A 6,747-nucleotide genomic window follows, 5' to 3' on the forward strand; every position below is an offset into this window, starting at 1 on the left:
ACTAGGATCACGCTCAGCGACAGGAGGCAGATGGCTGGGCTGATCAACAGCGATGACATCGCGGCGGTCAAGGCGCGGTCGTCCATCGAGGACGTCGTGCGCGAGCACGTGACCCTCCGTTCCGCCGGCCCCGGCTCGCTCAAGGGCCTGTGTCCCTTCCACGACGAGAAGACGCCGTCGTTCAACATCCGACCTGCTGTGGGCGCCTGGCACTGCTTCGGGTGCGGCGAGGGCGGCGACGTCATCTCCTTCATCCAGAAGGTCGACCACCTCAGCTTCTCCGAGGCCGTCGAGCGTCTGGCGCAGAAGCTGGGCATGGAGCTGCGCTACGAGGACGGCGCGCGCCCGCGCGAGGAGGGGCTCGGGCGGCGCAGCCGCCTCGTCGAGGCCCACCGCGTCGCCGAGGAGTACTACAGCGAGCTGTTGCTCGGGAGCCAGACCGCCCGCGCGGCCCGCGACTTCCTCCGGGCCCGCGACTTCAACAGCGAGCATGTCAAGCAGTTCGGCGTCGGGTTCGCCCCGCGTGGGGGAGAGGACCTCGTACGCCACCTGCGCGCCAAGGGCTTCACCGATGACGAGCTCGTCACCGGCGGCATCGCCGGGCGCGGCTCACGCGGACTCTACGACCGGTTCCGCGGCCGGCTCGTCTGGCCGATCCGCGACATCACCGGCGACACCGTCGGCTTCGGCGCCCGCCGCATCTTCGACGACGACCGCATCGAGGCGAAGTACCTCAACACCTCCGAGACCCCGATCTACAAGAAGTCGACCGTGCTCTACGGGCTAGACCTGGCGAAGAAGAAGATCTCACAAGGGCGGCAGGCCGTCGTCGTCGAGGGCTACACCGACGTGATGGCCTGCCACCTCGCCGGCGTCGAGACCGCGGTCGCCACGTGTGGCACCGCCTTCGGCGCCGACCACATCAAGACACTGCGGCGGCTCATGCGCGACGAGGCGGGGCTGGCTCCCGCCAAGGTGATCTTCACCTTCGACGGCGACGCCGCAGGGCAGAAGGCCGCAATGCGTGCCTTCGCCGACGACGAGAAGTGGACCTCGCAGTCGTTCGTCGCCGTCGAGAAGTCCGGCAAGGACCCGTGCGAGCTGCGTCAGGCCGGGGGAGACCCGGCCGTGCAGGCCCTCATCGAGGACGCCGTGCCGATGTTCGAGTTCGCGGTGCGCACGACGATCAAGCGCTTCGACGTCGCGACGGCGGAGGGCCGCATCCAGGCGGTACGCGCCGTGGCGCCGATCGTGGCGTCGATCCGCGACCAGTCGCTGCGGCCGGAGTACACCCGCGAGGTCTCCGGCATGCTCGGGCTCGACGTCGAGCAGGTCGCGATCGAGGTCTCGCGCGCCGGCAAGCTCAAGGTCGACGAGGACGCCCGCGCCGACCGCGCCGACCGGAACGGGCGGCCGACCCGGGACGAGGGGGAGCCGGGGCCTGCCGAGGCCGGCGCGATGCCGATGCCCGACCGGCGCGACCCCGTGGTGCTCGCCGAGCGACAGCTGCTCCAGGTGCTGCTCCAGTTCCCGACAGTCTTCAAGCCCGGCGCCATCGACCTGCTCACTCCCGACGCGTTCTCGGCGCCCGCCCACCGCGCGGTCTTCGACGGCATCCGCATCGCCCACCACTCCGGCGACAAGGGCAACGCGCGCTCCTGGACCTCGGCCGTCACGGAGGCCGCGCCCTCGCCCGTCGCCGGTCTCGTCAGCGAGCTGGCCGTCGACACACTGCCGACGCGGATGGACCCCAACACCGGCCTACCGACCTCCCGCTACGTCGACGAGCTCTTCGACCGGGTGCGCACCATCGCGCTGACACGCCAGATCGCCGACGCGATGAGCGAGATGCGCCGCCTCGACCACGCCGAGACGCCGGCGCCCGAACGCACCCGCGAGCTCGGCATCCAGCTGCAGACGCTGCAGCGTGAGCTCGCCGCGATCAAGGCCGGGATGGGCTGATGGCGCTCTTCGACCGGCGCCGCCGACCAGCACTACCCGCGGACGTCCGTGCCGCCGTGCGCCTCGACGGCGGCGAGCAGGTGCTCGCCTGGGCACGCGACGAGGCGAGCGGCGCCCACGTCGTTGCGACCACCCACCACCTGGTCCTCGTCGGCCCTGACGGCACCGCGGTCTGGCGCCGGCCGTGGCATGAGGCCGAGTCCGGCACTTGGCAGGGCGAGTCGTCGGAGCTGACCGTCACGTGGGTCGATCGCGGCCCACCGAGCCGGTGGCGGCTGACCGAGCCGTCCCTGCTGCAGCAGGCCCTGCGGGAGCGGCTCCAGGCCAGCGTCGTGCTGTCGGACGAGTTCCGCACCGCGTCACGCCGCACCGTCCGGGTCGTCATCCGCCAGGACCTGGCCACCGGTGAGCTGGTCGAGCAGATCATCGCGGGCAAGGGGGCCGACCTCAGCGACCCGCAGGTGGCGCGGGAGGCGGACCAGCGGATGGCTCGTCTGCGCGCGGAGGTCGGGTTGTGAGGCCGCCGGAAGCGAGGGTCCGGGCGGTGTCTGAATCGGCCGGCAGCAGGGTCCCGGCCCCGATTTAGTGTCGGCCCGGTCCCACTGCTATGGTTTCCGAGCAGCATTCCCCTGTAGCTCAATTGGCAGAGCAGCCGGCTGTTAACCGGCAGGTTATTGGTTCGAGTCCAATCGGGGGAGCACAGCACAGAAGGGCCCCGACACCAGTGGTGTCGGGGCCCTTTGTGCAGGTGGCTCGGGAGTGCCCCGTCAGCGCTGGTTGGCGTCGCCGGTGTGCATCCCTCTGCCACCGATCCCGTCGGAGGGCGTGTCAAGCGTGTTGGCACCGGTGACTCCCGCGGCAGGTCCTGTCTTGCGCGGGCCGCGGCCACGGCGGCTGAGCCGCTGCTCGAGACGTCCCGCGAGCACCGTCAGCCCGTAGTTCAGCGCGATGAACAGCGCGGCGGCAAGGACATAGGCCGGGATGACGGTGGCGTACGCGGTGCCCACGTCGCGCAGGTTCTGCAACAGCTCCGGATAGGTGATCGCGGTGCCCAGGGCGCTGTCCTTGAGGATGACGACGATCTGGCTCACCAGGGCCGGCAGCATGGCCGTCAGGGCCTGGGGCAGCTGGATCGAACGGAGCGTCTGCGACGGCGTCAGGCCGATCGACAGGCCGGCCTCACCCTGCCCGGACGGGAGCCCGTGAACCCCGGAACGCACCAGCTCGGCGATGACCGACCCGTTGTAGAGCGTCAGGGCGATCACCACCGCCATGAAGGAGTTGAGCGTCGACACGAAGATGTTGTTGAAGGCGAACAGCTGGAAGAGGAAGTACATCATCAGCAGGACGGGGACCGCCCTGAAGAACTCGACGACGATGCCGCTGACCCACCGGATCACAGACCCCTGTGCGAGGCGCCCGAGCCCGAGCAGGACGCCGAACACCAAGGAGCCGACGATGGAGACGGCGGCGGCCTTGAGGGTGTTGATCAGGCCGGGGACGACATACGACGTCCAGACATCGGGCTGGACCAGGGGCGACCAGAGCTCGGCCGTCAGCTGGCCCTGCTGCTGGAACTTCCAGAGCACCGCACCGAGTGCCGCCAGGACCAGCAGCACCCCGAAGCCGGTCAGGATCGCGTGTCGACGCCGGGCGCGGGGGCCCGGGGCGTCGAAGAGGACGTTCTGGGCGCTCATCGCTTCACCGCCAGTCGGCGCGACATGGACGTGAACACCACGCCCACCGGGAGCGTCAGGATCACGAAGCCCAGGGCGAAGAGGAAGAAGACCGTGAAGCTCGCCGTCTCGTTCTCGAAGATCGTCTTCATCAGTGCGGAGGCCTCGGCCACGCCGATGATGGAGGCGACCGTCGAGTTCTTGGTCAGGGCGATGAGGACCGACCCCAGCGGGGCGATGGCACCCCTGAGGGCCTGCGGGAGAACGACCTCACGCAGGCTCTGCCCGAAGGTCAGGCCGATGGAGCGCGCCGCCTCTGCCTGCCCGATCGAGACGGTGTTGAAGCCGCTGCGGATCGCCTCGCAGACGAATGCCGCGTGGTAGACGGCCAGCGCCACGATGGCCCAACGGATCGCGTTGTCCTGCACGGAGGTCGGCGAGTTCGGGTCGGCCAGGCTGATCTCGAGCACGAAGCGCATCCCCGCGAGCGCGAAGAACATGATCAGGGTCAGCGGGGTGTTGCGGACGACGTTGACGTACAGGGTGCCCAGCCGACGGAGCACGGCGACCGGCGACACGCGCATGATCGCCAGCATGGTGCCGATGACGAACGCGCCGATCGCAGCGAAGAACGTCAGCCTGATGGTCATCCAGAACGCAGCGAGGATGCTGTACTTCTCGAGGATGTCGAGCATGTCCCTCCTTCACGCACAAGGGCTCTGGCCGGCGCAGGCCGCGGGTCGCCGGAACGTGAGCGACCCGCGGTCCGCGCGTGGCGAGGTGATCAGGAGCAGGCAGCCGGCGTGGGCGGGTTGCCCGCGCCCGGCTTGTATCCGGCCGGACCGAGGTTGGCGTCGAGCGACTTCTGCCACGACCCGTCGCTGATCATCTTCTTGATGGCGTCGGTGATCTTGGTGCACATCGAAGCGTCACCCTTCTTCAGCCCGATGCCGTAGTTCTCCTGGGAGAACGGCTTGCCGACGACCTTGAACTTGCCCTTGTACTGCTCCTGGGCAGCGAAGCCCGCGAGGATCGTGTCGTCGGTCGTGACGGCGTCGATGCCGCCGGTCTGGAGAGCCGGAAGGCACTCGGAGTAGGTGCCGAACTCCTGCAGCTGCACCTCCGGGTACTTGTCCTTGACCTTCTGGGCGGAGGTCGATCCGGTGACGGAGCAGAGCTTCTTGCCCTTGAGGCTGTCCGGTCCGGTGATCGAGGAGTCGTCCGAGCGCACGAGGAGGTCCTGGCCTGCGACGAAGTACGGGCCGGCGAAGCCCACCTTCTCCTTGCGGGCATCGGTGATCGAGTAGGTCGCGACGACGAAGTCGACCTGACCGGTCTGGATCAGCGTCTCGCGCTGGGCGCTCGGAGCCTGCACCCAGGTGATCTTGTCCTCGGACGTGCCGAGCGCCTTGGCGACGTACTTGGCGACGTCGACGTCGAAGCCGCTGTACTCGTTGCCCTTCTTCAGTCCGAGGCCGGGCTGGTCGAACTTGATGCCGATCTTGAGGCCGTTGTCGCCGCCTCCGCCTCCGCTTGCCCCGGCGCTGGGCTGGCCGGACCCGCAGGCGGCGAGCGACACGGCGAGTGCCGTCGCGGCGACCGCCACGCTGATGCGTCGTGAGTTCATGTGGTGTTCCTCCCTGAGTGGTTCACGGCGCACGGTGGTGTCCGCCGTCCCTGTCCGTCGGTGCTGTGTTTCAGTGGGTGAGGATCTTGCCGAGGAAGTCCTTGGCGCGCTCGCTCTTGGGGTTGGTGAAGAACTCCTTCGGGGTGCCGACCTCGACGATCTGCCCGTCCGCCATGAAGACGACCCGGTCCGCGGCCTTGCGGGCGAACCCCATCTCGTGGGTCACGACGATCATCGTCATACCCTCCTTGGCGAGGCCGACCATGACGTCGAGGACCTCGTTGACCATCTCCGGATCGAGGGCCGAGGTCGGCTCGTCGAAGAGCATGACCTTGGGGCCCATGGCGAGCGACCGGGCGATGGCCACGCGCTGCTGCTGACCGCCTGAGAGCTGTGCAGGGTACTTGTCGGCCTGGGCCTCGACCCCGACCCGCTCGAGGAGGTCCGCGGCCTGCTGGTCGGCCTCCGACTTGGACTTCTTGCGCACCTTGACGGGTCCCAGCGTCACGTTCTCGCGGATCGTCTTGTGCGCGAAGAGGTTGAAGGACTGGAAGACCATGCCCACGTCCGCGCGAAGCTGGGCCAACGGCTTGCCCTCCTCGGGAAGGGCCTTGCCGTCGATCGAGATCGTCCCTGACTCGATGGTCTCCAGGCGGTTGATGGCACGGCACAGCGTCGACTTGCCGGAGCCGGAGGGACCCAGGACGACGACGACCTCGCCCTTGCCGACAGTGAGGTTGATGTCGCGGAGCACGTGCAGGTCGCCGAAGTGCTTGTTGACGGCTTCGATGACGACCATGGGGTCACGAGGCGTGTCCTGGTCGGTCGGCACCGCGGTATCGGGTTTCACGTCGTCCATCCGCGAAACCTATCGGCTCAGGCGGGTGTCATACACCCCTGCCCCCCGGGCGTGCCCGAATCGTAAGCGGTGAGCCGTCTCTGCGGCGCTCTCGTGCCCGTCAGCCGCCGCTGCCGACCGCTGCCGACGCCTAGGGCTTCGGTGCGCTGCTGGGGTCGGTGCAGGTCGCGCCGTTCTGGGTGGCCGGGGCGTTCTGACCGGTGGAGTCGGTGGCCGAGCAGGCCGCCGCCTCGCTCGCAGCGGCGACCTGGCTCGCAGTCGCGAGGACCTGGGTCGCGGTGGTGGTCACCGTGGCCGTCTGGCTGGGCGTGGGCTGGGTCGAGCTCGAGGGCGAGCTCGCCGTCGTGCTCGGTGCCGTCGTGGTCGGGGGAGGCGTGGTCGTTGCTGGGGCCGTGGTGGTCGTCGCCGGGGCCGTGGTGGTCGTTGTAGCCGGGGGCGGAGTAGTTGAAGTGCTAGAGCTCGGCGACGGCTTCGTGGTCGGCGGCTTGGGAGCGCTCGTCGGGGTGGAGCCCAGGGTTCCGGTGCTCGGCGTTCCGGCGCTGGGCGTGCCAGTCCAGGGCTTCGTCGTGGAGGGCCGGCTCGTCGGGGTGCCGGTGGGCGAGCTCGCCGACGTCGTGGGCGGC

8 protein-coding genes and 1 tRNA gene are annotated in these 6,747 nt (G+C 69.1%); 4 read left to right on the top strand and 5 right to left on the bottom strand.

Going from position 1 to position 6,747, the window contains the following annotated elements:
* Positions 1-30: 30 nt before the first annotated feature.
* The 3 genes from dnaG (at position 31) to AC3WRT_RS13675 (ending at position 2,660) form a co-directional block, all read left to right on the top strand.
* Positions 31-1,962 (top strand): DNA primase, encoded by a 1,932-nt coding sequence (gene dnaG / locus AC3WRT_RS13665; RefSeq protein WP_492722743.1) that lies wholly within the window; start codon positions 31-33, stop codon positions 1,960-1,962.
* Entirely contained in the window at positions 1,962-2,480 is a 519-nt protein-coding gene (locus tag AC3WRT_RS13670; RefSeq protein ID WP_492722745.1) for a hypothetical protein, read from the top strand. The genes dnaG and AC3WRT_RS13670 overlap by 1 nt, the downstream gene beginning before the upstream one ends.
* A gap of 107 nt (positions 2,481-2,587) precedes the next feature.
* Positions 2,588-2,660 (top strand) — tRNA-Asn (locus AC3WRT_RS13675).
* Between the two features lie 69 nt (positions 2,661-2,729).
* Here AC3WRT_RS13675 and AC3WRT_RS13680 read toward each other — a convergent pair.
* The 5 genes from AC3WRT_RS13680 to AC3WRT_RS13700 all read right to left on the bottom strand — a co-directional run bounded on the left by AC3WRT_RS13680 (position 2,730) and on the right by AC3WRT_RS13700 (position 6,413).
* Complete coding sequence (locus AC3WRT_RS13680; protein ID WP_492722746.1) at positions 2,730-3,659, bottom strand: amino acid ABC transporter permease; 930 nt, start codon at positions 3,657-3,659, stop codon at positions 2,730-2,732.
* On the bottom strand, positions 3,656-4,333 hold the full coding sequence (locus AC3WRT_RS13685; RefSeq protein WP_492722748.1) for an amino acid ABC transporter permease: 678 nt from the start codon (positions 4,331-4,333) through the stop codon (positions 3,656-3,658). Before AC3WRT_RS13685 ends, AC3WRT_RS13680 begins: the two co-directional genes overlap by 4 nt.
* A gap of 89 nt (positions 4,334-4,422) precedes the next feature.
* Positions 4,423-5,265 carry a glutamate ABC transporter substrate-binding protein gene (locus AC3WRT_RS13690; RefSeq protein ID WP_492722749.1) on the bottom strand — a complete coding sequence of 281 codons (843 nt, stop codon included), beginning with the start codon at positions 5,263-5,265 and terminating at the stop codon, positions 4,423-4,425.
* A 70-nt stretch (positions 5,266-5,335) separates the two neighbouring features.
* Complete coding sequence (locus tag AC3WRT_RS13695) at positions 5,336-6,064, bottom strand: amino acid ABC transporter ATP-binding protein (RefSeq protein WP_492722761.1); 729 nt, start codon at positions 6,062-6,064, stop codon at positions 5,336-5,338.
* Between the two features lie 190 nt (positions 6,065-6,254).
* Entirely contained in the window at positions 6,255-6,413 is a 159-nt protein-coding gene (locus AC3WRT_RS13700; RefSeq protein ID WP_492722751.1) for a hypothetical protein, read from the bottom strand.
* A 1-nt stretch (position 6,414) separates the two neighbouring features.
* On the opposite strand from AC3WRT_RS13700, the gene AC3WRT_RS13705 reads away from it, so the two are divergent.
* Positions 6,415-6,747: hypothetical protein (locus AC3WRT_RS13705; protein ID WP_492722753.1), on the top strand; the 333-nt coding region annotated here is incomplete at its 3' end.

This window comes from Terrabacter sp. FW104-15G4B, assembly GCF_058790095.1.

Bases quoted from the DNA above. Each gene is read 5' to 3' on its own strand.
- AC3WRT_RS13670 (WP_492722745.1), top strand. From the start codon at position 1,962: ATGGCGCTCTTCGACCGGCGCCGCCGACCAGCACTACCCGCGGACGTC.
- AC3WRT_RS13690 (WP_492722749.1), bottom strand. From the start codon at position 5,265: ATGAACTCACGACGCATCAGCGTGGCGGTCGCCGCGACGGCACTCGCC.
- AC3WRT_RS13680 (WP_492722746.1), bottom strand. From the start codon at position 3,659: ATGAGCGCCCAGAACGTCCTCTTCGACGCCCCGGGCCCCCGCGCCCGG.
- AC3WRT_RS13695 (WP_492722761.1), bottom strand. From the start codon at position 6,064: ATGGTCGTCATCGAAGCCGTCAACAAGCACTTCGGCGACCTGCACGTG.
- dnaG (WP_492722743.1), top strand. From the start codon at position 31: ATGGCTGGGCTGATCAACAGCGATGACATCGCGGCGGTCAAGGCGCGG.
- AC3WRT_RS13685 (WP_492722748.1), bottom strand. From the start codon at position 4,333: ATGCTCGACATCCTCGAGAAGTACAGCATCCTCGCTGCGTTCTGGATG.